At 43.5% G+C, this 609-nt stretch carries 1 protein-coding gene; it reads left to right on the forward strand.

Annotated features, from left to right (window positions below):
• The first annotated feature begins 128 nt into the window (after positions 1-128).
• Positions 129-482: a hypothetical protein gene (locus ACYVTD_RS15530; protein WP_461248601.1), complete on the forward strand. Its 354-nt coding sequence runs from the start codon at positions 129-131 to the stop codon at positions 480-482.
• The last annotated feature ends 127 nt before the right edge of the window (positions 483-609 follow it).

Raw genomic sequence — 609 nt, forward strand, 5'->3', positions numbered from 1 at the left:
GTTGGGATGTTTGGCATTATAACTTGCGATGATTCTCTTCCATGCTTAAACATTTCCGTTAGGGAAAACCCCCTGCTAAACGCGCCTCGGCGACCGCCGCTCCTCCTGTAAAGAAATCGGCGACTATAGTGCAAAAATCATCGGGAGGACCTGCAAGGATGACCCCCCGCTATGCGGTTATTGTACAAAATGAGCTTTTCCATAACGGAAATGTTGAAGCATGGAAGAGAATCATCGCAAGTTATAATGCCAAACATCCCAACCTGGAAGTTTTTATTTATTACGAACAGGAAAGAATACTTGACATTAACTCGTTGTTTAAATGGGGCAAGGTAAAACATGGCAGTGCCATTGAATTTGCCGTAGCCGGAAGCGACATTCAAGATGTGGCTAAATTACAGCGTTATCTGGCTCAGGGAGCCAGTCATCAATTTGAAGCGTTTTTGCGCGGACCTGTTAACTCCGTGCTTAAATTGTTCTAATATAAGGAAAAGTATATGGATTCAAGAATACATTTTTTCAGCCAAAAAGACGTTATTTCCAGCAAAGTTGCGCCGGAATTATTGGGTATCCGCGGCAGACAGGCAAATGAATTTGCCGAGCTTGGAT

This window comes from Treponema sp. R6D11, from assembly GCF_054786075.1.